Annotated in this window: 25 protein-coding genes; 14 read left to right on the plus strand and 11 right to left on the minus strand. The window is 72.1% G+C overall.

The window, feature by feature from the left end:
- Positions 1 to 248: 248 nt before the first annotated feature.
- Complete coding sequence (locus AB5970_RS04185) at positions 249 to 1,700, plus strand: serine hydrolase domain-containing protein (RefSeq protein ID WP_370502648.1); 1,452 nt, start codon at positions 249 to 251, stop codon at positions 1,698 to 1,700.
- On the opposite strand, the gene AB5970_RS04190 is transcribed toward AB5970_RS04185, so the two are convergent.
- The gene (locus tag AB5970_RS04190) at positions 1,693 to 2,901 is read right to left on the minus strand and encodes an MIR domain-containing protein (RefSeq protein WP_370502649.1); all 1,209 of its coding nucleotides are present in this window, start codon (positions 2,899 to 2,901) and stop codon (positions 1,693 to 1,695) included. The two genes, AB5970_RS04185 and AB5970_RS04190, sit on opposite strands and share 8 nt — an antisense overlap.
- 198 nt (positions 2,902 to 3,099) lie before the next feature.
- Here AB5970_RS04190 and AB5970_RS04195 point away from each other — a divergent pair, with 198 nt between their 5' ends.
- Complete coding sequence (locus AB5970_RS04195) at positions 3,100 to 3,996, plus strand: hypothetical protein (protein WP_370502650.1); 897 nt, start codon at positions 3,100 to 3,102, stop codon at positions 3,994 to 3,996.
- A 37-nt stretch (positions 3,997 to 4,033) separates the two neighbouring features.
- Here the strand turns inward: AB5970_RS04195 and AB5970_RS04200 are convergent, their stop codons facing one another.
- On the minus strand, positions 4,034 to 5,245 hold the full coding sequence (locus AB5970_RS04200) for an alpha-hydroxy acid oxidase (RefSeq protein ID WP_370502651.1): 1,212 nt from the start codon (positions 5,243 to 5,245) through the stop codon (positions 4,034 to 4,036).
- Positions 5,246 to 5,714: 469 nt separating this feature from the next.
- Between AB5970_RS04200 and AB5970_RS04205 the strand changes: the two genes are divergently transcribed.
- The 5 genes from AB5970_RS04205 (at position 5,715) to AB5970_RS04225 (ending at position 11,138) form a co-directional block, all read left to right on the plus strand.
- Positions 5,715 to 7,040, plus strand: a complete 1,326-nt coding sequence (locus AB5970_RS04205) for an ABC transporter substrate-binding protein (RefSeq protein ID WP_370502652.1) — start codon at positions 5,715 to 5,717, stop codon at positions 7,038 to 7,040.
- Between the two features lie 121 nt (positions 7,041 to 7,161).
- A complete protein-coding gene (locus tag AB5970_RS04210) occupies positions 7,162 to 8,079 on the plus strand; it encodes a carbohydrate ABC transporter permease (protein WP_370502842.1) in 918 nt (305 codons plus the stop codon).
- The gene (locus AB5970_RS04215; RefSeq protein WP_370502653.1) at positions 8,079 to 8,999 is read left to right on the plus strand and encodes a carbohydrate ABC transporter permease; all 921 of its coding nucleotides are present in this window, start codon (positions 8,079 to 8,081) and stop codon (positions 8,997 to 8,999) included. The genes AB5970_RS04210 and AB5970_RS04215 overlap by 1 nt, the downstream gene beginning before the upstream one ends.
- Before the next feature lie 44 nt (positions 9,000 to 9,043).
- Positions 9,044 to 9,673 (plus strand): hypothetical protein, encoded by a 630-nt coding sequence (locus AB5970_RS04220; protein ID WP_370502654.1) that lies wholly within the window; start codon positions 9,044 to 9,046, stop codon positions 9,671 to 9,673.
- An 85-nt stretch (positions 9,674 to 9,758) separates the two neighbouring features.
- On the plus strand, positions 9,759 to 11,138 hold the full coding sequence (locus tag AB5970_RS04225; protein ID WP_370502655.1) for a hypothetical protein: 1,380 nt from the start codon (positions 9,759 to 9,761) through the stop codon (positions 11,136 to 11,138).
- Positions 11,139 to 11,203: 65 nt separating this feature from the next.
- Here the strand turns inward: AB5970_RS04225 and AB5970_RS04230 are convergent, their stop codons facing one another.
- Entirely contained in the window at positions 11,204 to 11,716 is a 513-nt protein-coding gene (locus tag AB5970_RS04230; RefSeq protein ID WP_370502656.1) for a PadR family transcriptional regulator, read from the minus strand.
- A gap of 38 nt (positions 11,717 to 11,754) precedes the next feature.
- Here AB5970_RS04230 and AB5970_RS04235 point away from each other — a divergent pair, with 38 nt between their 5' ends.
- On the plus strand, positions 11,755 to 12,162 hold the full coding sequence (locus AB5970_RS04235) for a hypothetical protein (protein WP_370502657.1): 408 nt from the start codon (positions 11,755 to 11,757) through the stop codon (positions 12,160 to 12,162).
- A gap of 11 nt (positions 12,163 to 12,173) precedes the next feature.
- On the opposite strand, the gene AB5970_RS04240 is transcribed toward AB5970_RS04235, so the two are convergent.
- Positions 12,174 to 13,172, minus strand: coding sequence for an alpha/beta hydrolase (locus AB5970_RS04240; protein WP_370502658.1), 999 nt, complete (start codon positions 13,170 to 13,172; stop codon positions 12,174 to 12,176).
- Between the two features lie 172 nt (positions 13,173 to 13,344).
- On the opposite strand from AB5970_RS04240, the gene AB5970_RS04245 reads away from it, so the two are divergent.
- Genes AB5970_RS04245 through AB5970_RS04260 form a run of 4 tightly spaced genes read left to right on the plus strand, consistent with a single transcriptional unit; the run spans position 13,345 to position 17,043 of the window.
- The gene (locus AB5970_RS04245; RefSeq protein ID WP_370502659.1) at positions 13,345 to 14,787 is read left to right on the plus strand and encodes a Gfo/Idh/MocA family protein; all 1,443 of its coding nucleotides are present in this window, start codon (positions 13,345 to 13,347) and stop codon (positions 14,785 to 14,787) included.
- Positions 14,784 to 15,701 (plus strand): PmoA family protein, encoded by a 918-nt coding sequence (locus AB5970_RS04250; protein WP_370502660.1) that lies wholly within the window; start codon positions 14,784 to 14,786, stop codon positions 15,699 to 15,701. Before AB5970_RS04245 ends, AB5970_RS04250 begins: the two co-directional genes overlap by 4 nt.
- Positions 15,702 to 15,738: 37 nt before the next feature.
- Entirely contained in the window at positions 15,739 to 16,470 is a 732-nt protein-coding gene (locus tag AB5970_RS04255) for a cupin domain-containing protein (protein WP_370502661.1), read from the plus strand.
- 60 nt (positions 16,471 to 16,530) lie between these two features.
- A complete protein-coding gene (locus AB5970_RS04260) occupies positions 16,531 to 17,043 on the plus strand; it encodes a hypothetical protein (protein ID WP_370502662.1) in 513 nt (170 codons plus the stop codon).
- Positions 17,044 to 17,050: 7 nt separating this feature from the next.
- Here the strand turns inward: AB5970_RS04260 and AB5970_RS04265 are convergent, their stop codons facing one another.
- Both AB5970_RS04265 and AB5970_RS04270 read right to left on the minus strand, forming a co-directional pair.
- A complete protein-coding gene (locus AB5970_RS04265; protein WP_370502843.1) occupies positions 17,051 to 18,694 on the minus strand; it encodes a bifunctional 3'-5' exonuclease/DNA polymerase in 1,644 nt (547 codons plus the stop codon).
- Positions 18,695 to 18,875: 181 nt separating this feature from the next.
- Positions 18,876 to 19,541, minus strand: coding sequence for an NAD(P)-dependent oxidoreductase (locus AB5970_RS04270; RefSeq protein ID WP_370502663.1), 666 nt, complete (start codon positions 19,539 to 19,541; stop codon positions 18,876 to 18,878).
- A 65-nt stretch (positions 19,542 to 19,606) separates the two neighbouring features.
- Between AB5970_RS04270 and AB5970_RS04275 the strand changes: the two genes are divergently transcribed.
- Positions 19,607 to 20,092, plus strand: coding sequence for a MarR family transcriptional regulator (locus AB5970_RS04275; RefSeq protein WP_370502664.1), 486 nt, complete (start codon positions 19,607 to 19,609; stop codon positions 20,090 to 20,092).
- A 10-nt stretch (positions 20,093 to 20,102) separates the two neighbouring features.
- Here AB5970_RS04275 and AB5970_RS04280 read toward each other — a convergent pair whose 3' ends face one another.
- The 5 genes from AB5970_RS04280 to AB5970_RS04300 all read right to left on the minus strand — a co-directional run bounded on the left by AB5970_RS04280 (position 20,103) and on the right by AB5970_RS04300 (position 24,105).
- Positions 20,103 to 20,750, minus strand: a complete 648-nt coding sequence (locus AB5970_RS04280; RefSeq protein WP_370502665.1) for a hypothetical protein — start codon at positions 20,748 to 20,750, stop codon at positions 20,103 to 20,105.
- Positions 20,751 to 20,818: 68 nt separating this feature from the next.
- Positions 20,819 to 21,229: a DUF6157 family protein gene (locus AB5970_RS04285; protein ID WP_370502666.1), complete on the minus strand. Its 411-nt coding sequence runs from the start codon at positions 21,227 to 21,229 to the stop codon at positions 20,819 to 20,821.
- A gap of 11 nt (positions 21,230 to 21,240) precedes the next feature.
- On the minus strand, positions 21,241 to 21,882 hold the full coding sequence (locus AB5970_RS04290) for a GNAT family N-acetyltransferase (protein WP_370502667.1): 642 nt from the start codon (positions 21,880 to 21,882) through the stop codon (positions 21,241 to 21,243).
- Positions 21,883 to 21,961: 79 nt separating this feature from the next.
- Entirely contained in the window at positions 21,962 to 23,173 is a 1,212-nt protein-coding gene (locus tag AB5970_RS04295; protein WP_370502668.1) for an ABC transporter permease, read from the minus strand.
- Positions 23,170 to 24,105 (minus strand): ABC transporter ATP-binding protein, encoded by a 936-nt coding sequence (locus tag AB5970_RS04300; protein WP_370502669.1) that lies wholly within the window; start codon positions 24,103 to 24,105, stop codon positions 23,170 to 23,172. The genes AB5970_RS04295 and AB5970_RS04300 overlap by 4 nt, the downstream gene beginning before the upstream one ends.
- Before the next feature lie 57 nt (positions 24,106 to 24,162).
- Here AB5970_RS04300 and AB5970_RS04305 point away from each other — a divergent pair, with 57 nt between their 5' ends.
- On the plus strand, positions 24,163 to 25,317 hold the full coding sequence (locus AB5970_RS04305; protein WP_370502670.1) for a glycoside hydrolase family 3 N-terminal domain-containing protein: 1,155 nt from the start codon (positions 24,163 to 24,165) through the stop codon (positions 25,315 to 25,317).
- Positions 25,318 to 25,344: the final 27 nt, after the last annotated feature.

Consider the following 25,344-nt stretch of genomic DNA (forward strand, 5'->3'; position numbering starts at 1 on the left):
GGCGCCAACCACCGAGCTCGGGCATGCGGCCGAGCGGACCGCGGAGGGAGCGCTGGGCGTGGCCCCGCGGTGGCGTCGCGAGCCTCGCCGTGCGACGAGCTCGTGAGTTGGCGACGAGGTCGTCAGTTGCAGCTCACGACCTCGTCGGGAACTCACGACCTCGTGCGGTAGTCGCCCGCCGTCCCTCGCACCGGCGGCCGGGTCGCGCGGCGTGACGCGCAGGTCCGTGTCGGTGGCAGGGTGGGGGCATGCCCGGACTCCGACGCCTGCCCCGATCCACCCCCGAGGAGCAGGGAGTCGACCCGTGGGCTCTCCTGCGGCTGGTCGACGCGCTGGTCGCGTGGCCCGAGCTCCACTCGGTGATGGTGGTGCGGCACGGGTCCGTGGTGGCCGAGGGCTGGGCGGCGCCGTTCGCGGCGGACCGGCTGCACGAGCTCTTCTCGCTCAGCAAGAGCTTCACGTCGACCGCGGTCGGGTTCGCGGTGGCCGAGGGGCTGCTGACGGTCGACGACCTGGTGCTGGACCACTTCCCGGAGCAGGCGCTGGCGGCCCCCGACGAGAACCTGCGGCGGATGCGGGTGCGCCACCTGCTCACGATGACCACGGGGCACGCCGAGGACCCCACGCCGCGTGTCCAGGGGACGGACGACTGGGTGACGGCGTTCCTCGAGGAGCCGGTGGAGCACGAGCCGGGGACGTTCTTCGTCTACAACACCGCCGGCACGCACCTCCTGTCCGCGCTGGTCCAGAAGCTCACCGGGCAGCGCGTGCTCGACTACCTGGGCCCGCGGCTGCTGGAGCCGCTCGGCATCGAGGGTGCGGCGTGGCAGCGCTCGCCGAGCGGTGTCGACGTGGGCGGCAGCGGGATGTCGGGGACCACCGAGGACATCGCGGCGCTCGGCCAGCTCTACCTGCAGGACGGGGTCTGGGACGGTCGGCGCGTGCTCCCCGAGGGCTGGGCGGCCGAGGCCACGCGGGCGCAGGTGTCCAACGCCGGGAACCCCGACGTCGACTGGGCGCAGGGCTACGGGTACCAGTTCTGGCGCGGGCGGCACGGCAGCTACCGCGGTGACGGCGCCTTCGGCCAGTTCTGCGTCGTGCTGCCCGAGCAGGACCTGGTCGTGGCGATCACGTCGGGCGTCGCCGAGATGCACGGCGAGCTCGCGCTGGTGTGGGACCACCTGCTGCCGGGGCTGTCCGACGGGCCGCTGCCGGACGACCACCACGGGCGGCACGCGCTGACCCAGCGGCTCGAGGGGCTGCGGATCGATCCGCCGCACGGTGCGCCGACCACGCCGACGGGGGACCGGCTGGACGGCCGGACGATCACGTTCGAGCCGAACACGCTCGGGATCCGCAACGTGGTCCTCGAGGTGGGCGACTCGCACGACCGGCTCACGGTCGACCACGAGGAGGAGACGGTGATCGTGTCGGTCGGGCACGCCCTGCCGGCCCTCACGCGGACCACCCTGCGCCGCGCCGACCCCGAGGACGTGCTGGTCAGCGGCGCGTGGACCGGGCCCGACACCTACGTGCTGACCTTCCGGTTCGTGGAGTCGCCCTTCGTGGTCACCGCCACCGCGACCGTGACCGGCGACGCCGTCGTCGTGGGGAGCGGGTTCAACGTCGCCTTCGGGCCGACCGAGCTCCCGACTCTCACGGGCACGGTGCTGAGCCACCCGCAGGCGGCGGTCAGCTGAGCTCGAGCACGGTCCACCAGTCGTTGACGTCCCGCTTCGGGAAGCCGGTGACCTCCTGCTGACCGAGGGTCAGCCGGGGATCGGACGCGTGGTGCGAGTGCAGCGCCGCCTTCGTCGCGACGTGCACGAGACGGACGCGGGCGCCGGCGGTCCAGGGGCGGTCGTCGGGGACCTCGACCCGCCAGTCGGCCGAGTCGTCGGCGACGTCCGCGGCGCTGACCTCCTGCTGGTGGGAGAGCGGTGAGGCCACACCCGCCGCGCTGCGGAGCCACCGGCCCGTCGACACGTGGCGCAGGCGCACCACGGAGCCGTCACGCACGTCGGTCCCGGCCGGGGTTCCGTCGGAGCCGACGAGCAGCCAGCGGTCGTTGTCGTCGGCGCCCAGGAAGGCCGTGACCTGCTGGAGGCCGTCTGTCCCGGGGTGAACGTACGGGTGGTCGTGGGAGTGCAGGGTCAGACCGGTCCACACGTGCGACAGCTTGACCGTGTCGCCGGTGGACACCTGGTCCTTGACGTCGGGCGCGTGCGTGGTGAGCACCCGCGGGCGCCGGGGCGTGTAGTCCTGCACGAAGAAGCCGCGCCACGGGTGGCCGTTCGAGGCGGTCCAGTCGTGCTGGTCGCGCTCGGACGTGAGCGTCACTGGCTTGCCGGGGGTGTTGTTGTCGTGGATCTGCACGGTCACCCGGCCCGTAGCCCGGTCCTGTTCGTAGCCGTACGCGATGACCTGGTGGTTGTCGCCGATGGAGCCGAGGTCGCGGGCGACCACCAGACCGAGCACCACGGGCCGGCCGGCGTCGATCGACTTCATGACCCGCGGCAGCTCCTCCTCCTTGGTCCACCGCGTGACGCCCTTGAACACCCAGGTCTCGTCGTCGGAGTGCATCGACCACGTGACGAACTTGGCCGCCGACCCGGTGAAGAACGAGTCCCGCAGCCGCTGCGTGAACAGCCGGGCCAGCCAGTGGCTGTCGGGCGGCACGCGGCTGGGGGCCCACAGGTCGGACCGCCAGCGGGGCACGGGCTGCCCGGCGAGGAAGTAGTCGAGCGCGGCGTAGGCCATCCCGCCGCAGCGGCCCGCCGTGGTGATCTTGGCCCCGTTGGGCAGCGTGAGCACCTCGTTGACGAACGCGTTGGGGAACGCGAACCCGTGTGTCGCCGGGTCGAACGCGACCGCCCGCCGGGTCAGGACCTGCTCGGTCATCGACGTCCCTCTCTCCTGGGCAGCAGCGCGTACGCGCACAGCACCCTCGTGTCGAGGGTGCCACGAAGGAGTCACCCGGGCAGGGGTGAGATACGACGCCGGGACGGGCCCGGCCGCCTGACTTCCCACGACGTCCGAGCCGCAGTGTCCCCTGCCCTGCACCTGCTCGGACGTCCCGCCGTACGGCACCATCGGGGGATGGCCGGACGGTGGCGGGTGATGGCGGTCGCGGCCGTGCTCGCACTCGCCGGCTGCACGACCGGCTCGGCCGGCTCGACCGGCTCGCCCGGCGAGCCGACCCCGACCCCCATCCCCTCGGACGTGCTGGCGGGGCTGTCGGTCGAGGTGCGGCAGGCGCGCAGCGACTGGGCGCTGCGGGTGGTGCAGCTGCGGGTGACCAACGCCGGCCCCGGTGACGTGACGGTCGCGCGGGCGCGGCTGGTCACGCCGGACGACGAGGGTGTTGCGACGAGCGACCGCGAGCGGCCCGTGCGGGCGGGCGTCGACCGGGACGTGTCCGTGGCGCTGGGCCACCCGGTCTGCGACGACGCGGCCTCCGGTCCGGCCCGCGCCGAGCTCGACCTGGTCGACGCCGCCGGCCGCCGGTCGACCCTGACGGTCGAGCCGGCCGACCCGCAGGGTCATCTGGCCCGGATCCACGGCGAGGACTGCGCCGCGGCGGCGGTGGCCGCGGGCGCGTCGCTGAACCTGGCGGACGCGATCACCACGCGCGACGCCGGCGGGACGCTCGCGGCCGACGTGGTCCTGGAGGTCGTGCCCGTGGCCGGTGGGCCGCGGGTGCAGATCACGCAGGTCGACGGGACCGTGCTGCTGGCGCCCGTCGGCGGGGCGACCGCCTGGCCGACCGATGTCGACACCGCCGACGGGGCCGTGGACGCCGTGCCGCTCGAGCTCGTGCCGTCCCGTTGCGACCCGCACGCGGTCGCCGAGGACAAGCGCGGGACGTTCTTCGGGGTGCACGCGTCGGTGGACGGGGTCGCGCAGCCGGTGTTCTACCTGGCGTCGAGCGACGCCCTGCGCGGTGCCCTGCACGAGTTCGTCGGCCGGTCGTGCGGGATGCCGGGCGCGGGCTGACCAGGGCCGGGCTGTCGGGCGCCCGGGACCTGCGGGGTCAGGGCAGGCGGACGTGCTGCGGGCCGAGCTCTTTGACCGTGGAGACGCCCAGCAGGGCCATGGTCCGGCGGACCTCGCGCTCGAGGATCTCGACGGCCCGCTCCACGCCGCGCTCGCCGCCGGCCATGAGGCCGTAGAGGTAGGCGCGGCCGACCAGGGTCGCGTCGGCGCCGAGCGCAAGGGCGGCGACGACGTCGGCGCCGGACATGATCCCGGTGTCGACCCAGACCTGTGTGCGGTCGCCGACGGCCTCGGCGACGTCCGGCAGCAGGCGCAGCGGCACGGGCGCGCGGTCGAGCTGGCGGCCGCCGTGGTTGGACAGGACGAGGGCGTCGGCACCCGCGTCGGTCACGCGCCGGGCGTCGTCGACGGTCTGGATGCCCTTGATGATCAGCGGGCCGTCCCAGGAGGCGCGGATCCACTCGAGGTCCGCGATGGTCATGGTCGGGTCGAACAGCTTGTCCAGCAGGTCCGCCACGGTCCCCGACCAGGAGCTCAGCGACGCGAAGGTCAGCGGCTCCGTGGTCAGCAGGTTCATCCACCACGCGGGGTGGGTCGCGGCGTCGAGCACTGTCTTGACCGTGAGCGCGGGCGGGATGGAGAAGCCGTTGCGGGCGTCGCGCAGCCGTGCCCCGGCGACCGGCACGTCGACCGTGAGCATGAGCGCCTCGTAACCGGCGGCCTTGGCCCGGGCCATCAGGTCCTCGCCGGCGGAGCGGTCCTTCCAGACGTACAGCTGGAACCACTTGCGGGCATCGGGCCCCGCCTTGGCGACCTCCTCGATCGACGTCGTGCCCATCGTCGACAGGGCGTACGGGATACCCCGGCGCTGGGCGACCTTCACGACGGCCCGCTCGCCCTCGTGGTTCATCATCCGCGTGAAACCGGTGGGGGCGAACGCGAACGGCAGAGCGCTGGGCGTGCCGATCATGTCGGTGGTCGGGTCGACGTGCGAGACGTCGTGCAGGATCGACGGCCGGAACTCGAGCTCACGGAACAGGTGGCGGGCCCGGCGCAGGCTGATCTCGGCCTCGGCGGCGCCGTCGGTGTAGTCGAACACCGACCGTGGGGTGCGCTTGCGGGCCAGGGTGCGCAGGTCCGAGATGGTCAGGGCGTCGCCGAGCCGGCGCTTGGTGCCGTCGAGCTCGATCGGCTTGGGGCGCAGGAGCGGCTTGAGCTCGGACCACGAGGGGATCTGACGGTCGGTCACCGGTGACTCCAGGGTGTGTGGCGCATCGTCGGGCAGCACAAGGATTGAAACGATACAACAGGTCCGGGAGGAGGGGAACGGGCGCAGCTGCGTCCGGTTCGTCGGCCCCCGCCGACCGTTCCCAGCATCCACCCGCCGTGCTGCCGACCGCCCCTGGACCACGGGCGCGTGGGAGGCCCGGACGTCCGCAGATTCGAGCGCCCCGGCGACCGGATGTGCGGACGCAACGGTTCAAAGGGCCGGACGTCCGCAGGATCGAGCGCCCCGGCGACCGGATGTGCGGACGTCGCCCCGAGGGGGCGGTGTCCGCCGGGCAGGACGCCCCTGCGGCCCGGGGCGGCGCGTGGCAGGGTACTGCGGGGACCAAGGCCTTTGTAACGATTCAGCGCCGACCCGTTGACAGTCGGGTAAGCGCTCGCCTAACGTCCGGAATGCGCTTTCACACCCCGAGCAAGGAGGCTCAACGACGATGAAGCGAACCCTTTGGAAGACAGCCGCAGTTGCCGCCGTCGCCGCACTCGCCCTGACCGCCTGCTCCTCCGGTGGTTCCGGCAGCACCGAGCCGACGGCCAGCTCCACGGGCCCCGACACGTCGCCCGTCACCCTGAACTTCACGTGGTGGGGCAACGACGACCGGGCCGACCGCTACAACCAGGCCCTCGCGCTGTTCAAGGAGAAGTACCCGTACATCACGGTCCAGACCAGCTTCGCGGCGTTCCCGGACTACTGGACGGCCCGCTCCACCGAGGCCGCCGGGCGCGCGCTGCCGGACGTCATGCAGTTCGACCTGTCGTACCTGCGGGAGTTCAACCAGAACGGCCAGCTGCTCGACCTGCAGAAGTACGTCGACAACGGCACGATCGACCTGTCGGGCTTCGACAAGACGCTCACCAAGGCCGGCGTCCTCGACGACAAGATGATCGGCATCCCGACGTCGACCAACACGTTCGCCATGTTCCAGAACCCGAACGTCATCGAGCAGACCGGGGCCACGTTCCCCGACGAGGCCGAGTACACCTGGGACGACTACAACGACTTCATCAAGGACGTCTCGAGCGCCGGTGAGAAGACGGCCGACGGCTACGGCCTGTATGGCGCGGTCGACTACACGGGCACCTTCTGGTTCTTCATCCAGTGGCTGCTGCAGGAGGGCAAGACGCCGTTCAAGGACGACGGCACGTTCGGCTTCGAGGAGAAGGACATCGTCAAGTTCCTCGACCTGACGGCCGACCTGCGCAAGGACAAGCTGGTCTACCCGACGGACCGGAACATCGCGCTCGCCCCCAAGGGCGGGTTCACGGTCAACGAGACGGCGTCGGAGATGAGCTGGGACAACTTCCTGGCCGGCTACGTGGCCGACTCGGGCACGCCGAACCTGTCGATGGCGCAGATCCCGTCGGTCAAGCCCGGCGAGAAGCACCTGTTCTTCAAGCCGTCGATGCTGCTGTCGTCGGGGGCCAACACCAAGCACCCGGAGCAGGCCGCGACGCTGATCAACTTCCTGCTCACGGACCCCGAGGTCGGCAAGATCTTCGGTACGTCGAAGGGTGTGCCGGCCGACGCCGACCAGCGCGCCGCCGTCGACACCACCGAGGGAAGCGTCGACGCCCAGGTCATCGCGTACGAGGAGAAGATCGCCGACCAGGTGACCGAGTCGACGCCGATCCCCGTCAAGGGCTTCGGCACCATCGAGGCCAAGTGGAAGACGCTGGCCGAGGACCTCGGCTACGGCAACATCACGCCGGAGGACTTCGCCTCGCAGTGGTTCTCCGAGGCGGAGATGTCCACCTCCTGATCCCGGCGGTGGGCCGCCCGCACGCCCGGGCGGCCCACCCTCGATCGCACCTACGAACACCACCGACGAACGGATCACGCTCGTGACCCTCACTGCCGAGGCTCCGACGACGGGAACCTCCATCGCCGCGTCGTCCGCCGCCGCCAAGAAGCGCCGGAAGCGCGCCGAGACCCGGGCCGGCTACGCCTTCCTGAGCCCGTGGCTGCTCGGCTTCGTCCTGCTCACCGCAGGCCCGATGCTCGCCTCCCTGTACCTGTCGTTCACGAACTACAACCTGTTCGCGCCGCCGCAGTGGATCGGGCTGGAGAACTTCCAGCGTCTGTTCCACGACCCGAACTACCTGCAGGCCTGGAAGGTCACCGGCACCTACGTGCTGCTCGGCACGCCGATCAAGCTGATCTCCGCCCTGGCCGTCGCGATGCTGCTGAACAACGCGCACCGCGGCAAGGGCTTCTACCGCTCGTCGTTCTACGCCCCGTCGCTCATCGGCGCCTCGGTGTCGATCGCGATCGTGTGGAAGGCGATGTTCATCGACAGGGGCATCGTCGACCAGATCCAGCAGCTCTTCGGGTTCGAGGCCGGCGGCTGGGTGGGTGACCCGTCGCGCACCATGCCGATGCTGATCCTGCTGACCGTCTGGCAGTTCGGCGCCCCGATGGTGATCTTCCTGGCGGGGCTCAAGCAGATCCCGAACGAGCTCTACGAGGCCGCGGCGGTCGACGGCGCGGGTCCCGCGCGCAAGTTCCGCCAGATCACGCTGCCGATGCTCTCGCCGGTCATCTTCTTCAACCTGCTGCTCGAGACGATCCACGCGTTCCAGATCTTCGCGTCGGCGTTCATCATCTCCAACGGCACCGGCGGCCCCGCGCGGTCGACGTTGTTCTACACGCTCTACCTCTACTTCCGCGGCTTCCAGGACTTCCAGATGGGCTACGCCTCGGCGATGGCCTGGGTCCTCGTGCTCGTCGTCGGCGCCATCACCCTGGTCTTCTTCCGCAGCTCGAAGTTCTGGGTCCACTACTCCGGGGAGGGCAAGTGATGACCACTGTCAGCCAGGTGTCCGCCACGGCCGACCACCTCGTCAGCGCCGAGGACAGCGCCCGCCTGCGCCACTCCACCAAGCTCCGCAAGCGCGGCCGCTCGCTGGTCTTCCACCTGTGCTCGATCGCCATCGTGGTCGTCGTGCTCTATCCGGCGGTCTGGATGGTGGTGTCGGCCTTCAAGCCCAGCAACCAGATCGTCGGCAACGTCAGCCTGATCCCCACCGACGCGACGATCGCCAACTTCCAGAAGGCCATCGAGGGCATCGGCGGCGTCTCGTTCTGGACCTTCTTCACCAACTCGCTGATCCTCGCGGTCGGCGCGGTGGTCGGCATCACGATCTCGTGCTCGGTGTCCGCCTACGCGTTCGCCCGCATCGAGTTCCCCGGCCGGAACGTGTTCTTCGCGCTCATGATCGGCACGCTCCTGCTGCCGTTCCACGTGGTGATCATCCCGCAGTACATCGTGTTCAACCGGCTCGGGCTGGTGGACACGTTCGTGCCGCTGCTCGTCGGCAAGTTCCTGGCCGCCGAGGCGTTCTTCGTGTTCCTCATGGTCCAGTTCATGCGGAACCTGCCCCGCGAGCTCGACGAGGCGGCGCGCATCGACGGCGCCGGTCACGTGCGGATCTTCCGCTCGATCATGCTGCCGCTGATGAAGCCGGCCCTGGTGACCAGCTCGATCTTCGCGTTCATCTGGTCGTGGAACGACTTCTTCGGCCCGCTGCTCTACCTCAAGCGGCCCGACCTGTACTCGCTGCCGATCGCCCTGCGGCTGTTCGTCGACCAGACCACGACCTCCGACTACGGCGCCCAGATGGCCATGGCCGTCCTCGCCCTGGTCCCGGTCATGCTCTTCTTCCTGGTGTTCCAGCGGTACCTCGTCGAGGGCGTCGCCACGCAGGGGCTCAAGGGCTGATGGGCGTTTCCGCCCGGCCTCGGGTACGTGTGAGGCTGGAGGGCATGAGCGCGCAGCTTCCCGACGACGACGCCCAGCCACCCGTCGAGCCGGCTCCCGACGAGAAGCCGCTGCTGGGCGGCGGGCGGTTCGGGCTGTTCAGCGAGGCGCTGCTGGTCGGGCTCGGGGTCTCGGTGCTCAGCCTGCCGCTCGTCACGGCCGTCCCGGCGCTCGCCGCGGGGGTCTCCCACGTGCGCCGACACCTCGACGGCCGGCCCGACACGGTCGCGGTCCTCTGGCAGGACTTCCGAGCCGCCTGCCGCGGCGTGTGGCTCGTGTCGATCGGGATCCCGGTGCTGCTCTTCGTCTTCCTCTTCAACCTCCAGCTCGCCGGCTCGGGCGGCCTCCCCGGCGGCACCGGGGTGCGCATCGCGACCCTGTTCCTCGTCGTCGTCGTGCTGGTCGTCGTCCTGCGGGCCGCGGCCGGCTGGACACCCGGCGCGTCGTGGGGCGCGGTGGTGCAGACGGCGGCGAAGCGGACCGGCGACGACCTCGTCGGCACGCTCCTGCTCGCCGTCGCCCTCGGGCTGTGCGCGGTGATGGTGTGGATGCTCGCGCCGCTGGTGGTCATCGTGCCGGGGCTGCTGGCGCTCGCGGTTGTGGCGGTCGAGCACCGCGCGGCCGTCAGGGGCTGAGCGGGGCGACGACGACCGCACCGTTTCGCTCCCGTTCCGCTCGCGCGTGGCTAATGTCGGTACCAGCGCGAGCAAAGGAGCCGGCGTGGTTGAGGAGAATTGGCACGAGGCGCGACTGATTCCGACATCGGGGATCAGCGGCGCTGACGAGCAGGAGCGCCGAGCAACATCCGCGCTCTTGGCAGTGATGTGTGCAGTCCGCGAGTACGGCCGCTCGCTCACCAAACCTTTCGGGGCTCCGGCCGGAACTGTCGAGACATTCATCGAGGTCCCGTTCATGTTGGGCGAGACCCGGCTTTACCCGGACGGCTTGATCCGCGTGCATCGCGGGCAGAAGTCGTGGACCGCCCTCGTCGAGGTCAAGACGGGAGGAAACCAGCTCGCGGTTCCGCAGATCGAGTCCTATCTGGACATCGCCCGCGAGCAGGGTTTCGACGCGGTGATCACCATCTCCAACGAGATCCCGGCCATCGCAGGGCAGCATCCGACGAAGGTCGACAAGCGGAAGCTGAGGAAGGTTGCACTGCACCACCTCTCGTGGACGCAAGTTCTCGCCGAAGCGGTCATGCAGAAGGAGTTCAGGGGCGTAGCCGACCCTGACCAGGCGTGGATTCTCGGGGAACTCATCCGGTACCTCGAGCACCCACGTTCCGGTGCACTCGAGTTTGATGACATGGGGGAGTCGTGGGTCTCGGTCCGCGAATCGGTCAAGGCCGGCACGCTCCGGGCGACCGACAAGGGCGTAGGTGAAGTCGCGGCTCGATTCGACGCCCTTCTCCGGTTCGCCTGCTTGAGCCTTGGTCGACAGCTCGGGGCTGAAGTGATTCCCGTCCTCTCGCGCAGGGAAATGGCGGAGCCGCCGCTGAGGACGCAAGCTCTCGTGGCCAGTCTCGTCACGAGCGGTCAGATGGTCGGATCCGTGCGCATCCCGGCGACGGCCGGAGACCTCGTGATCACCGCCGATCTCCGCGCGAGTACGGTCACGTGCCACATCGACATCGACTCTCCTCGTGAGGGTCGGCCGACAACTCGAGTGAACTGGCTCGCACGCCAGCTCAAGACCGCTCCCGAGACCGTTCGGGTCGAGGCATTTACGATGCACTCGCGCGGACCGGGCGCGGCTGAGCTGCTTCGGGTCGTCCGAGAGAACCCGTCGAGCCTGGTCATGGATCCTGCTCGCGAGATCAGGTCGTTCCGCATTGCGATGACGATCGCGATGGGAGCCAAGCGTGGACGAGGGCGTGGAGCATTCATCGATTCGGTGCTCGCCGCTGTCGACGCGTTCTATCTCGAGGTGGTCCAGCAGCTCAAGGCGTGGTCCGCGACGCCGCCGCGGCTTCGACCGGAGCCCACTCAAGATGTCGACGAGCAGGATGTCGCCCCCGCTCTCGTGTCGACGGCGCTCTCGTCACAGGATGGAGCCGAGACCTCGACTGAGCCGGCGGTTGCGGCAGACGCAGTCTGAAGCGACGGCATGCTCGCACCGGCAGCCTCATGGTGCTCAAAGCGGTGCGGAGTGACCCAGGCCGTTCAGTCTCTGAGCGCCGCGATCGCCGACGTGGCCCACTCGGCCTGCGCCCGCGCCGACGCCTCGCCGGCGGCGAGGGTCAGGAGGAAGTAGGGGCGGTCGGGGTTCTCGTCCTCCGCGTCGACCTCGGCCCGGATGGCCGCGAGTGTCTCCAGCGTGGCCAGCGCCTCGGTGTGCGCGGTCCGGAGCAGGTCGGCGCACGCCTCGCGGCCCAGGGTCCGGCCGAAGAACAGCCGCAGCAGCAGCCCGTTGCGCGGTGGCGTGCGCTCGATCGGCTCGCCCAGCAGGTTGCGCAGGCGCTCGCGGCCCGCAGGCGTGATCGCGAACTGCCGGCCATCCTTTCGGACGTCCCCGTCGGCCTCGAGGCGGGCGAGCGTGGGGTAGATCTGCCCGAAGCTCTCGCTCCAGAAGTGGCCCAGGGTCGAGATGATCGCGGCCCGGAGCGCGTACCCGGTCATGGGTTCGATCGACAGGGCCCCGAGGACGGCGATCTCGGTCTGCGGGCGTCGGGACATGGGGTGACTATATCTGGCAGATATGATTGGGTGAGCCCATGACACACGAGACGCGGCGCGCCGGGCGCGTCGCCGGTTGCCTGATGGTCACGGTCGCGGCGTTCCAGGGCGCGCTGGCCCTGGGGGCGCCCTGGGGAGAGGCCGCCTACGGCGGGGCGACGGTCGGTGTCCTGGGCGCGCAGCAGAGGATCTCGAGCGCCGTCGCGGTGCCCGTCTACCTGGCGATCGCCGCCGTCGCGGACGGGCGCGTCGGCTCGACGGCGGTCCGGCGGCGTTTCCTGCGTGCCGCGTCGGCGGTCATGGCTGTCGGCTCGCTCGTCAACCTCGCGTCCCCGTCGCTGGTCGAGCGGGTGATCTGGGTGCCCGTGACCGTCGTCGCGACGATCGCGCTGTGGCGGGCAGCACCCGGAGCGCCCGACGCCCCCAGCGAGCCCGCCGTCGCCTGAGGGGGCGCCGCTCAGGGCAGCTGAGCGACGAACTTCTGGATCGTCTCCAGCGCCAGCCGGCCGGCGTCGGTATCGACGTGGAACTGGAACTCGTGCCCGACGGGCGGCACGTGGTCGTCGTCGAAGAACAGGGTCTCGTGCGGCACGTCCAGGCGCTCCAGGGTGGCGACGAGCGAGAGCGAGTGGCGGAGCGCCGGGTCGGCGTTGCCGCAGGACACCAAGGTCCGCGGGAAGTCGGCCGTGAGGTGCTCGACCACGGAGATGCCCGCGAACCGCGGGTCGTCCAGGTACGCCGCCGACCCCGTGAAGGACCGCATCACCGAGTCGACGAACCACCGGTCCCGCCCGCGCAGGCCGCGGGCGAACGACATGTCGAAGACGCCGCAGAACAGCACGGTCGCGGCGATCTGGTCGGGCGAGATCCGCGGGTGGGCGTCGATCGACGCGGCGTACTGCGGGCTCGTGATGACGCCGGCCACCTGCGCCGCGATCTGCGCGCCCGCCGAGTCGCCCGCCAGCACGAGCCGAGCAGGATCGATCCCCAGCTCCTCGGCGTGCTCGGTCAGGTACGCCAGCGCGTCGAGCACCTGCAGCACGGGCGTGGGGTAGGTGGCGCGCGGCGCGATGGAGTAGCCGATGCCGACCACCGTGCTCCCCTCGCCGGCCACCACGCGCAGGTAGTTCGCGATGAGGTCCTTGCTGCCCGAGAGCCACGCGCCGCCGTGCACCCACACGATCGTCGGCAGCGTCCCGTCGGACGCCGTCGACCGGTGCACGTCGAGCAGGGCGTCGCGGTCTCCGTCGCGGTACGGGATGTCGACCAGGGACTCGACGTGCGCGGGGACGTACGGCGCGGTCGCGGTGAACCGTGCGTAGCCGTGGCGGTCGAAGTTGCGCCGGAGCACCACGGAGGCGGGTTTGGGACTGAGACGAGCCGCGATGCCGAAGCCGACGAGGCCCGCGACGAGCAGGCCGAGCAGCCAACCGAACCCGAGCGCGATGCGTCTCATCTGTCGATCGTGCCACCGGCTCGGCGCGTCGGCGGTGGTCGGACCCGGGTGAGTATTCCGGTCCGGGCTCTTCCGCCGTGGGACCTGTCGGGAACGCGCTCCACGGCTTAGGCTGGACGACGACGGACAACGCTTTCCCGCACAGCGAGTCGACGACGACCCCGAGGACACCGTGAGCGACCAGAACCCCACAGCCCCCCGCCCCGCCTCGAGCAGCAGCGCGGCCGCGAGCCCGGGCGTCATCCCCGAGTTCGCTCCGGCGCCCGAGGGCGAGCAACGGCGGTACGCGGTCGTCGGCACCGGGCACCGGGCGGGCATGTACATCGGCGCGATCGCCGGGGAGCACGCGGACGTGGCCACGCTCGTGGCGCTGCTCGACCCGAACCCGGGTCGCATGGCGTACTACGAGGCCGTGGTCTCGGAGGCGCTAGGCCGGCCCGCCGAGCTCCCGCAGTACGCGCCGGACGGGCTCGAGAAGATGATCGCGGAGCAGTCGGTCGACGTCGTCGTCGTCACCGCGCCCGACCACGCGCACGCGGAGCTGGTGGCGCGCGCGCTCGCGGCGGGTGCCGACGTGGTCGTCGAGAAGCCGCTGACCATCGACCGGCCCGGCTGCCGGCGGATCACGGGCGCGGTGCGCGAGACCGGCCGCGACGTCGTCATGACCTTCAACTACCGGTACGCGCCGCGGAACTCGTCGCTGCGCGAGGTCATCGCGTCGGGCGAGATCGGCGAGGTGACCAGCGTGCACTTCGAGTGGGCGCTCGACACGGTGCACGGCGCCGACTACTTCCGCCGCTGGCACCGCGAGAAGAAGAGCTCGGGCGGCCTGCTGGTGCACAAGTCGAGCCACCACTTCGACCTGGTCAACTGGTGGCTCGGGGACGTGCCGGCCCGGGTCTACGCGCGGGGCGGGCTCAAGTTCTACGGCGACCGCAACGCCGCCGCGCGCGGCCTGGGACCCCGGCCGGCGCGGGGGACCGGCGTCGTCGGCGACCCGTTCACGCTCGACCTCCGCGACGACCCCCGGCTGACGTCGCTCTACCTCGACGCCGAGCAGTACGACGGCTACCTGCGCGACCAGGACGTCTTCGGCCCCGGCATCACCATCGAGGACAACCTGGCGCTCCTCGTCGACTACCGGCGCGGCGCCACCCTGACGTACTCGCTCAACGCGCACAGCCCGTGGGAGGGGTACCGCGTGACGGTCAACGGCACCGCCGGGCGGGCCGAGCTCGAGGTGGTCGAGCGGGGCGCGATCGAGCTGGACGAGCACGGCAACGCCCTGCTGGACCCGTCGGCCACGCCCACGGCGTCGTCGGACGCGCTCCGCCCCGAGGGGGAGCGCCTGCTGGTGCAGAAGCACTGGGAGCGCGCGACCGAGTTCCCGATCCCCGACGGCATCGGCGGCCACGGCGGCGGCGACGCGATCCTGCTCAAGGACGTGTTCCGACGCCACCTGCGGGTCTCCGACGAGGCGCTCGGCCGCCCGGCGGGGTACCTGGACGGTCTGCGCGCCGTGGCGGTCGGCATCGCCGCCAACCAGTCGCTGGTCACGGGGCTGCCGGTCACGGTGGCGGACCTCGACCTGGGCGTCGACCTGGACGCCCGGTGAGCGGCCTCGCCGCGCTCCACGACGTCGGGCGCGCCGTCGACGTCACGCTGGGCGGCACCACGCTCGCGCGCTACGTCTACGTCCCCACCGACGTGCAGCTGGAGAGCCCGCGCCCCTACCTGCACCCGGTCCGCACGCGCGGCGGCGACCTGGTCACCGCGTTCCGCCCGCACGACCACGTCTGGCACAAGGGCATCGCGTGGTCGCTGCCGGTCGTGGGCGAGCACAACTTCTGGGGCGGTCCCACCTACGTGCACGGCGAGGGCTACGTGCAGCTGGAGAACGACGGGTCGATGGACCACGTCGCGCTCACGTCGCTCGCCGTCGCGGACCGCCGGGTCGACCTCGCGCACACGCTCGCCTGGCACACGCAGGCCGGGGCGCACGTGATCGACGAGCAGCGGTCGCTCGCGTTCGTCGTCCCCGCGGACTGCGACGACGCCTGGGTGCTGACGTTCGAGACGACGATGACGAACGTGTCGTCGGCCGACCTCACCATCGGCTCCCCGACCACCAGAGGGCGCGAGAACGCCGGCTACGGCGGGCTCTTCTGGCGGGGGCCGCGGTCGTTCACCGGCGGCACGCTGCTGGCGCCGGACTTTGCGGGCGGCGAGGAGGTACGTGGCAGCCGCGGGCCGTGGATGGGGTTCGTCGGGCGGCACGACGAGACCGGCGGGTCCTCGACGGTCGTCATGGTCGACGACCCCGACAACCCGTCGCACCCGCCCCAGTGGTTCGCCCGGACCGAGCTGTTCGGCTGCCTCAACCCGGCGCCGTTCTTCTCCACCGAGGTGCCCTTCGCGCCCGGCGACTCGTTGCGCTTCCGGTACGCGATGGTCGTCGCCGACGGCCCCGCGGATCCCGCCTCGGCCGCGGGCCTGGCCGCTCTCGGCGGCGGGATCCTGTCCGCATGAGTGCGTCCGTCGGTCCGAGCAGGGGGATGCTGTGGCCATGAACGGACTTCCCGGCGGGGTCTCGGTCAGCCACCTGCGCGTGTACGACTGGGTGGCGCCCGACGACGTGGGGCTGGCCGGCAGCGGGTCGCCGCACCTGCACGTCGTGTCGTCGGAGGCGTACGTGGTGCTCGGCGGCGCCGGCGCGGTGCACACGCTCGGGCCGTCCGGGGCCGCCGTGCACCAGTTGCACGCCGGCTCGATCGTGTCGTTCGGCCCCGGCGTGGTGCATCGCGCGGTCAACGACGGCGACCTCGAGGTCCTCGTCCTCATGTCGAACGCGGGCCTGCCCGAGGCCGGCGACGCGGTGCTGACGTTCCCTGCCGCGGTGCTCGCCGATCCCGCGGCCTACCGGGCGGCCGCGACCCTGCCGCCCGCGGCGTCGTCCGACGACGAGCTCGCCGCGGCCGCTCGCCGGCGCCGCGACCTGGCCCTGGAGGGGTACGCCGAGCTGACCGCCGCCGTGGCCCGCGTCGGGGCGGCGGCCGCGCTGGCGCCCCTGCACGAGGCTGCTGCCCGCATCGTCCGACCCCTCGTCCCGCACTGGCAGGACGTGTGGACGCGGAACGTCTACCCCGAGACCGAGACCACGGCCGGGGCGCTCGAGGGGCTGATCCGCGGCGTCGCGCCCCACCTGTCGCGCGGGTCGGTGTCGGCGGTCGAGGCCGCGCCCGCGCCGCGCCGGTACGGCATGTGCGGTCGGCTGCAGACCTGGCCGATCGGGGACTGAGCAGCCAGAAGGGCGCGCGTGGGCCACGATAGGGGTCACGCGTCCGACCACGGAGGGCCGATGAACGTCGAGCAGCAGCGGTTCACCCGCGTCGACCGCTTCATGCGCAACAAGGGTCCCGCTGAGGTGCTCTACGGCGCCCTCGTGTCCAGCGTCGTCCTGGCGGCCACGAGCGCGAGCGCCGAGAGCGGCGAGATCGTCCTGGTGGCCACGGGCCTGGTGTCGGTGACGTACTGGCTGGCGCACGTCTACGCGGACGCGGTCGGCGGACGGTTCGAGGACGTCGACCACAGCTCGGGCCACCGCCTGAAGCACGCCCTACGGAACAACACCGGGGTGCTGCTGGGGAGCATCCCCGTCCTGGTGGTGTTCGCGATCGGACGGCTGTTCGGCATGGGCGTGGTCGACGCGGCGTTCCTCGCGCTCTGGTTCACGGTCGCGATGCTCGCCGCGGTCGCCGCCCTGGCGGCCCACCGCGCGGGGGTGCGGGGCGCCGCGCTGGTCGGCGAGACCGCGCTCGCCGCCGTGTTCGGCCTCCTGGTGATCGTGCTGAAGTACATCCTCAGCCACTGAGCCCGGGCTACTTCGCCTGGTCGTAGGTGTCCACCACGCCGACGTTCAGCGCGAACTCCACGGGCGTGTCGCCGAACAGCAGCCGCCCGGCCTCGACTGCGGACGCCCGGACCGCCTCCGCCACCTCCTCGGCCACGGCGGCCGGCGAGTGCACCATGACCTCGTCGTGCAGGAAGAACACCAGGTGCGGCCGCCCGTCGAGGGTCAGGAGCCGCCGCCGCAGGGCCGCCATCCAGCACAGGGCCCACTCGGCGGCGGTGCCCTGCACGATGAAGTTGCGCGTGAACCGCCCCCAGTCGCGGCCGCGTCGGCGGGCCGCGCGGACGTCGTCGGCCCCCGCCCCCTCCGCTGAGGCGGCGGCGAGCTCGGCCTGCCAGGCGGCGTCGGGACGCGGGGACGTGCGGCCGAGCCAGGTGGAGACGACGTCGCCGCGCTCGCCGGCCCGGGCGCCCGCCTCGACGAGGGCGACCGCGCGCGGGTACGCCCTGGTCAGGCGGGGCATGAGGACGGCGGACGGGCCGGTGGTGGCGCCGTAGATGGCGCCGAGCATGGCGTACTTGGCCTCGGACCGGGTCTCGACGATGCCGGCGTCGACCACGCCCTGGTACAGGTCGGCCGCGCGGCCGGCCGCGGCCATCGCGCCGTCGCCGGACATGGCGGCGAGGACGCGGGGCTCCAGCTGGGCGGCGTCGGCCACGACGAGCTTCCAGCCGGGATCGGCCCGCACGGCCGCGCGCACGGCGGCTGGGAGCTGCAGGGCGCCGCCGCCGCTGGTGGCCCAGCGACCGGTGACCACCCCGCCGGGCACGTAGTCGGGCCGGAACCGGCCGTCGTGGACCCACGCCTCCATCCACGCCCACCCGTTGGCGCTCAGCAGGCGCGACAGCTTCTTGTACGCGAGCAGCGGGTCGCGCACGGGGTGCTCCAGGGCCTTGATCTCCCACGTCCGCGTCGACTCGACGTCGCAGCCGGCCGAGCGCAGCCCGCGCAGCAGGTCCGGCTGCGAGTCCAGGTTCAGCGACGGCTGCCCGAGCGCCGCGCGCACCTCGTCGGCGAGCGCCTCGAGCTTGGCCGGGCGCCCGCCGCCGCGGGGGCGCGGACCCAGCAGGTCGGTGAGCAGGGCGTCGTGGGTCTCGACGCTCCACGGCATGCCGTCGTGCTGCATCTCGGCGGCGATGAGCGCGCCCGTGGACTCCGCGGCGAGCAGGAGCCGCAACCGACCCGGCTCGTCGGCCCCCGCGACGGCCGCGAGCTGGCGCCGCAGCTCGTCGAGCGGGTCGTGCGGGACCTCCGCCCGAGGCTCGTCGAACAGGCTCACCTCGACCGGCGCCGGGATTCGCGGCCCGTCCCACGGCCCGGCGGCCGCCCGGGCGAGCTCCGACGACTGCGCGTACACGCTCCGCCGCAGGATCGCGTGGCAGAGCCGCAGGTCGTGGCACCGCTCGACCGTCACCCCGGCGGCCAGCAGGGGCGGGTACCGGCGGGCCGTGTCGTCCCACACCCAGCGCGGCCGGTCCGCCTCGCGCTCCCGGACGACCGCCGCCAGGCCGTCGACCGCGACGTCCTGCGACGCCTCGAGCGCACCGTCGTCGGAGAGCGACTGCAGCACGACGACGTCGGGGCGCGACGGGTCGTCGGCGAGCAGCAGCAAGGACACGGCTCATTGTCGCCGCCGGGTCCGACACGTGCGCCCGCGTCGTCGCGCCAGACGACGCGGACGACCCGTAGGTAGTCGGGCCGCTCGCTCCCGGCGGTCCCCCAGACCTGCCGTTCGCGCGACCACCAGACCCACGGGCGGGACGGTACCCGGCGAGTCGACGCTCTGGCGGCTCCTACGTCGCTGCGCCCACGACGTGGCGAACGGTCTCGGGCTGATCGAGCATGCGGAGCATGAGGTGGGCGACGTCGGCACGTGAGATCGACCAGCCGCCGCGGGCGTTCTGGTCCAGCGCGGTCCGGTACTGGCCACTGAGCGGCTTGTTCGTGAGCTTCGGCGGGCGCGCGATCGTCCAGTCGAGCCCGCTGGCGCGGACCACGTCCTCCATCGCCGCGAGGTCGGCGTAGTGGGTCGCGAACAGCACCTTCGGGATGCGGCTGAACAGGTGGCGCATGAAGAACCCGTCGCCGGCGTCGTGCGCCGGCGGGTGCGGGGTGTCCGGGGACGGCACGGTCCCGATGGGGGCCGCGCTGACGACGACGAGCCGCGCGGACCCGGTCGCCCGCATGGCGTCGACGATCGCTCGCGTCCCGCGGGTTGCGATGCCCTCGTCGGCCTTCGTCCGCGCGCCGAGCCCCGAGAGGACGGCATCCGCCCCGGCGACCGCGTTCTGCAGCGCCGCCGTGTCCTTCGCCAGGTCCACGGTGACAACCCGGGCCGTCGTGCTCGGCAGCCGGCTCGGGTCCCGGACCACGGCGGTGACGTCGTGCCCGGCGGCGGTGGCCTGCTCGAGCAGCTGCCGCCCGATGCCGCCTGTCGCGGCGATGATCGTGAGCTTCATGGGGGCGCTCCGGGTCTCGGTGTACGGTCTGTTCAGAGAACAAGAAGATATGGAGACCGTAACATATGAGTGCCGAAGCGTCTGCCGACGACCGCCGCCGCAAGCGCCGCCTCGCCGTCTCGGTGCGCGAGTCGATGCGAGAGCTGAGCATCCAGCTGGCCCTCCTCAACCACCAGGTGGGCCAGCGTCTCGACATGCGCGACGTCGACCTCGACTGCCTCGACCTCATCAGCCGCCACGGCCCGCTGGGCGCCTCCGCGCTCGCCCGCCTGGCCGGCCTGCACCCCGCGACCATGACCGGCGTGCTCGACCGGCTGGAGAAGGGCGGCTGGATCGTCCGCGAGCGCTCGCCCGAGGACAGGCGAGCGATCGTCGTCCGCGCCGCGAAGGAGCGGGGGGCGGAGATCTACCAGCTGTACTCGGGGATGAACGGGTCGATGGAGGAGCTGCTCGGCGGCTACTCGGAGACCGAGCTGTCAGTCATCGCGGACTTCCTGGCCCGGGCCCGGGACGCGGGTGTCACGGCGACCGACGAGCTCGCACGCGACTGAGGGGAGTCGGTCAGACGTCGCCGCTCGGCGTTGCACCCAGCTGGCGGAGGTACGCCTCGACCTCGTGGCCGGTCAGCGTCGCCACCCGGTCCTGGGCAGTCTCGAGCCCGTCGGCGCTCATCGCGTCCATCTCCACGCAGTAGGGGATGTCGTCGTAGCAGAGAGCGAGCAGCGGGGCGTCGAGGTCCTTGGTCATCGGCGTGCTGCCGACGAAGCCCGGTCCGAGCGCCTCGCCGCGCGGCCAGCGCTCGGGGTCGACCTCGCGGAACCCGTTCGCGGCGGAGATGTCCCGCCAGAGCGCCGGCCCGTCGTCGACCGACGGGAACCGCGCGACGACGACGTCCACGTCCAGGTCCGGCCAGGTGCAGTGCCAGGCCTCCGCGGCCTCGGGGGCGTAGTCGTCGGCGGGGAGCCGGTCGCAGTCGGCGGTGGCCACCCGGTCGAGGTCGAACGCCCACGTCGCTCCGGTGAACCCCTCGAGCGGGAGGCACGGGTCGGTGGTGATGCCGTTCCAGCAGGACGCAGCCGGCGGCTCCGGGCGCAGGTGGCGCGGGATCGTCAGGCCGACCGCGACGGTGCCGGCGACGAGCAGCAGGCCACCGACGACGGCGACGGAGACGAGCAACCCGCGCCGGCGCGGGGTGGGGTCAGGTGTCACGGAGGTCCATCGGCCGGGGACGGCGCCGACTCAAGCCCCCGGCACACGGTTCCGACGTGACGCGGAGCTCACCGCCGCGAGCTGCGCATCGCCGCCGTCACGGTGACCGCGGAGCCGTCGGGGGCGACGCCGGCCGCCAAGGACTCGTACGCGTCCGACCCGACCGCATACACGGCCAGCCGCCCGTCGGCGTCGGCGTGGATGCCCCAGCCGTACCGCTTGCCCAGGTCGCTGGACCGCAGGCAGGCGTGCGGCGTGGAGTAGAACGCGGCCCACTCGTCGGCGGACGACGCGTCCACCTCGTGCCGTGATGCCCACACCCGGAAGATCACGTCGGACGACCGCAGCGCGTACGGCTCCGGGGCGATCAGCGCGAAGGTCGAGGCAGCGATCGACGAGCCGACGGGCTCGACCCCGGCCACGGCGCGGGTGTCCGGCGCCACGGTGATGAACGTGGAGGTGTAGTCGACGTTCTCCATGACGCCCGACGCTAGACCCGGGCTCCGACAGCCACCCGGCTCATGGGGAAGATCCACGGCCCGTCGTCGGTGGAGATCGCCACGCGCGAGCGGACCGGCTCGTAGCCCAGGGCCGTGTAGTAGGCGACGTTGTCGGGCTTGGTGGTCTCCAGGTACGAGGGTCCGCCGGCGGAGTCGATGAGCTCGAAGACCGTGGCCATCAGCCGCTTCCCCCGGCCGGCCCTCTGCAGGTCGGGCCGGACCCCGAGCGCCTCGACGTACCAGGCGTCGGACGGGACGCCCGCCGAGGTCACGTCGCCGAAGCGGATGATCCCGAGGCTGTGCTCGCGGGTGTGGAGGGCGATCCGCACGATGCGGAGGGCCTGGCGCCACCACCGGGCAGGGGTCATCGGGTACGTCCCCGGCGGGTACAGGGCGATCGCGCCCGTCACGGCGCCGTCGAGCCGCGTCACGAACGCGTGCCCGTACCGGACCGAGTCCGACAGGGTCATCCGGTAGAGCGCGCGCAGCTCGCGCTCGCGCCGGGCCCGGACCGGGAACAGGTGCACGAAGCCGGGGTCGTCGGCCAGCGCCGCCGCCAGCACGCTCGCGGTCTCGGCGATGCCCTCCGGGCGGAGCGGCTCGACGACGTCGGGCGGCGGGGGTGCTGACATGTCGGGCATCCTCTAGGGGACATGCGTCCAGATGCAACCCCGACGGGTGACGGACAACCCGCGTGACCTGCGCAAACGCTCACGACGCTGTCAGCGCGTCCCGCAGCTTGATCCGCCCGCCGCTGCGCAGCACCGCGTGGGAGTAGATCCGGCCCGCCAGCCACACCAGCACCGGGATCAGGGCGAGGGACAGCCCGAGCGCCAGCGCGACCTCCCACGGCTCCACCTCGCCCAGTGCGATGCGCATCGGCATGAGCAGCGGCGCGCAGAACGGGACGTACGACAGCCACACCACCAACGGGTTGGTCGGGTCCCACGGCGCGATGCTCACGCCGATGATGTACGGGATCATCATCAGCGTCATGACCGGCGCGGTCACCGAGCCGACGTCCTCCTGCCGCGACACCAGCGCCGCCAGTGCACCCAGCGCCAGCGCGTACATCGTGAAGCCGATGACGAACCAGATCACGACCCACAGCGCGGCCACCCCGAGGTTGATCGAGCTGGTGTCGACGAGCCCCAGCGCGAGGGCCGTCCCCGCGCCCGACGCGACCACCAGCACCACCTGCGACAGCCCGATCACGCCGATGCCCAGGACCTTGCCGGCCATGAGCTGCCACGGCCGGACGGTGGCCAGCAGCAGCTCGACCACGCGGCTCGACTTCTCCTCCACCACGCCCTGCGCCACCAGCTGCCCGGCGGTCATCAGCGAGATGAACAGCAGGATCCCGGCGACGAACCCGGCGACGATCTGCGCCGCGTCCTGCTCCGGCTCAGGCTCGAGCGCGGTGACGTCGGGCGCCGCCTGCGCGATCTCGCGGCCCACCTCGCCCGGGTCTCCGCCGAGCGACGTGACGGCCGACGACAGCGCCTCCTGCTGCGCGAGCGACGCGAACGCGGGCGCGAGAGCGTCGGGCATCTTCGTGTGCACGACGACGGTCAGCGGTTCCGTGCCTGTGACCAGCGCCGCGAGGGTCCCGTCCTTGAGCAGCGCCTCGCCGGCCGCCTGCGACGCGACCTCCTGCGTCTCGATCGTCGCGCCCGTGACCTTGCCCGTGGCGACGAGCTGGTCGGCCACTGCCGCGGTCTCGGCCGTGACGCCGACGTGCTGCGTGGGGTCGCTCTTGCTGACGAAGCTGAGCAGCACGCCGCCCAGCACCACCGCCGCGACCAGCGCGACCGTCGTCCAGATGAACGCCTTGGACCGGATTCGGGTGCTGATCTCACGCCCCGCGATGAGCCGGACCGCGGCGCCCGACGACAGCTGGACGAGGGTCGGTCGCGGGGTCATGCCGACACCGCCTGCTTCTCGGTCGCGTCGACGTCGGTGCTCACCACGTGGCGATAGAGCTCCGTCAGCGACGGCCGCAGCAGGCTGAACTCGCGCACCGCGCCGGCCGCCAGCGCCGCCCGCAGGATCTCCTGGTCGGCGTCGTCGGCGGACTGGCCCTGCACCTCGACCACCGACCGCGGCCCGTCCGTCGAGACCAGGCGCGCCGACGGGACGGCGGGGACCCACGACGCCGCGGGCGGCCCGTCCACCACCCAGCGCCGGTGCTCCGTGCGCCGCAGCTCCTCGATGCCGCCGAACGCCACCATGGACCCGCTCTTGATGATCCCGACGCGGTCGCACAGCGCCTCGACCAGCTCGAGCTGGTGCGACGAGAACAGCACCGGCACGCCGGCCGCGGCCTGGTCGCGCAGCACGCCGCTCATCACGTCGACCGCCACGGGGTCCAGGCCGGAGAACGGCTCGTCGAGCACCAGGATCTCGGGGAAGTGGATCAGGGCCGCGGCCAGCTGCACGCGCTGCTGGTTGCCCAGCGAGAGCTTGAGGATCTCGTCGCCGCGCCGCTCGGCGATGCCCAGCACCTCGGTCCAGTGCTCCATGGCGGTTCGGGCCGACCGGGTGTCCAGCCCGTGGAGCCTGGCGAGGTACACCAGCTGGTCGCCGACCTTCATGCGCGGGTAGAGGCCGCGCTCCTCGGGCATGTACCCGATGCGCCGCCGCACGTCGAGGTCGACCGGCCGCCCGTCCCAGCGCACCTCGCCGGAGTCCGCCTCGAGCACGCCCAGGACGATCCGCATCGTGGTCGACTTCCCGGCGCCGTTGGAGCCGACGAACCCGACGATCTCGCCCGCGCGCACCTCCATCGAGAGGTCGCGCAGCGCGCGGAGGTCGCCGTAGGACTTGTTGAGGGACTCCATCGTCAGTGCGCCCATGCCGTCGATCCAAACACGCCGCACCCACGCGGATCGAGCCCATAGCAGGATGCAGGCATGCGATCTCGGGCGGTCTGGGCTGTCGGCGTGGTCCTGCTGCTGGCGGCCTGCTCGGCCACCCCGGCAGCGGTGCCGACCAGCGCGCCGACGAGCCTGCCACCGAGCACCCCGACGCCCACCGCGGCTCCCGACCCGCTCGCCGGCTGGACCCTCGAGCAGAAGATCGGCCAGATCGTCATGGTCGGCGTCAACCTCGCGGCGCCGCAGCAGGCGAGCATCGACGCCGTCACCACGGAGCACGTCGGCAACGTCTTCCTGCAGAACCGCACGGCGGCGGGCACGCAGCCGGTCCTCGACCTGGTGCACCGGTTCACCGACCAGGTCGCGGACGCGACGACCCACGGCACGCCCCTGCTGGTCGGCGTCGACCAGGAGGGCGGCCAGGTCCAGACGCTCACGGGCCCGGGCTTCAGCACGATGCCCCCGGCGCTGGCCCAGGGTGCCCTGTCACCGGCCGACCTGCAGTCCTCGGCGGAGACCTGGGGTCGGGAGCTCGCCGCCGCGGGGGTCACCCTCAACCTCGCACCGGTCGTCGACATCCCGACGCAGGAGGGGGCCGCCGCCAACGCCCCGATCGGGCACTACCAGCGCGAGTTCGGCTACGACCTGTCCACGGTCACCACGCACGGCGACGCCTTCGCCGCGGGCATGGCCGCCGCCGGCGTCGACACCGCCGTCAAGCACTTCCCCGGCCTGGGCCGGGTCACCGGCGACACGGACACCACCGCCAACGTCACTGACGACGTCACCGGCCCGTCGTCGGACCAGGTCGCGTCGTTCCAGCACGCGATCGACCGCGGCACGCCGTTCGTCATGGTGTCGACGGCCATCTACGCGCTCATCGACCCGTCGGCGCCTGCCGCCTTCTCCGCGCCCGTGGTGACCGACCTGCTGCGCGGCACGCTCGGCTACGACGGGGTCGTCCTCACCGACGACGTCTCCGCCGCCGCGCAGGTGGCCGCCTGGACCCCGGGCGACCGGGCGATCGACGCCATCTCCGCCGGCTGCGACATCGTCCTGGCCTCCAAGGACCCGACCGTCCTGCCCGCGATGATCGCCGCCCTCACCCAGAAGGCCGAGTCCGACCCCGAGTTCGCCGCCAAGGTGGACGCTGCGGTCCTGCGGGTGCTCGCGGCGAAGCACGCGGGGTGAGATCGAGGGTCCGGCCCGAGATCGACG

It is taken from the genome of Cellulomonas sp. ICMP 17802, from assembly GCF_041295535.1.
Taxonomy (GTDB): Bacteria; Actinomycetota; Actinomycetes; order Actinomycetales; family Cellulomonadaceae; genus Cellulomonas.